The sequence below is a fragment of the Dietzia sp. DQ12-76 genome, assembly GCF_014145045.1.
Classification (GTDB): domain Bacteria; phylum Actinomycetota; class Actinomycetes; order Mycobacteriales; family Mycobacteriaceae; genus Dietzia.
The window spans coordinates 2562-3761 of sequence record NZ_JAALDV010000549.1 but is presented as its reverse complement, the minus strand read 5'-3'; the positions used below and the strand labels follow the sequence as shown (position 1 = coordinate 3761).

At 68.1% G+C, this 1200-nt stretch carries 2 protein-coding genes; both read right to left on the bottom strand.

What is annotated here, in order from left to right:
- Window positions 1-46 precede the first annotated feature (46 nt).
- Window positions 47-391 carry a zf-HC2 domain-containing protein gene (locus G6019_RS16500; protein ID WP_107755951.1) on the bottom strand — a complete coding sequence of 115 codons (345 nt, stop codon included), beginning with the start codon at window positions 389-391 and terminating at the stop codon, window positions 47-49.
- A complete protein-coding gene (locus G6019_RS16495; protein ID WP_107755950.1) occupies window positions 391-1068 on the bottom strand; it encodes a sigma-70 family RNA polymerase sigma factor in 678 nt (225 codons plus the stop codon). The genes G6019_RS16500 and G6019_RS16495 overlap by 1 nt, the downstream gene beginning before the upstream one ends.
- Window positions 1069-1200: the final 132 nt, after the last annotated feature.

Here is a 1200-nt window from a genome sequence, read left to right as displayed (position 1 = left end):
GGCGGGCACCGGCACGGTGCCCGCCCCTCCACTCGTCCACCGGGGATCACTCGGTCCGGTGACGTCCTTCCGCATCGCGCCGGTGGACGGTCGTGGTCCGGTGCACCACCGTCGTCCCGTCGGCATCGGTCGTGGTCACCGTGGTGCGTCGGATCTCCACCATCAGTCGTTCCCTCAGCCCGGACGGCGCCTTCTCACAGCATGAACTGGACAACTTCGCCTTGAGCCGACGCTCCGAGAGGAAGAGCTCCCTACAGGTGGGGCACCCCGCGAGGTGATGCTCGAGCCTCGAGCGACACGCGTCGTCGCATTCGAGGTCCACGAGCAGGGACAGGTCGCGCCGGGCGGCCTCGCAGTCGATCCGATCCAACCGCGGGTCGTGCTCCCTCATCACGACGCACCCCCCGCCCTGTCACGACCGAAGCCACGCTCGGTCGCCACGTCGCGCAGCAACTCACGCAGCTGCTTCCGGCCCCTGTGCAGGCGCGACATCACGGTTCCCAGCGGGGTGTCCATGATCTCGGCGATCTCCTTGTAGGGAAGATCCTGGACATCCGCGTAGTAGACCGCCATCCGGAACTCCTCCGGCAACTGCGCCAACGCGGCCCGGATCTCGTCGTCCGGCAGCAGCTCCATCGCCTCGACCTCCGCCGAACGCAGCCCGGTGGAGGTGTGTTCGGCGGCGGCCGCCAGCTGCCAGTCCGTGATCTCCTCGGTCGGATACTGGGCGGGTTGGCGCTGCCGCTTGCGGTAGTGGTTGATGTACGCGTTGGTGAGGATGCGGTGCATCCAGGCGCGGAAATTCGTCCCGGGCTTGAACGAGTGGAAGCCCGCGTACGCCTTCGCGTACGCCTCCTGCACGAGGTCCTCCGCATCCGCCGGGTTGCGAGTCATCCGCAGAGCGGCACCGTACAACTGGTCGAGAAGCGGCATGGCCAACTCTTCGAACTGCTCGGCACGTTGGTCGGACTCGTCGGGCTGCAACTCTGTCGGCAACCGGTACTCCTCACCTGTCGGTGACCCGGAGTCTATCCGCACGCCGGGGGCCTCGAGGACCGCGGTCCGCATCGCACCCTCCTCTCCTCGCCCCGGAACCGTCCCGGGTACCTGCTCCCACCAACACCCGCCTCTCGCGCGCTATTCCACCGGGCGCCGTCGCTACGCTGGTGTGGGTGACCCGGAAACGCGCGGGACAGCGCA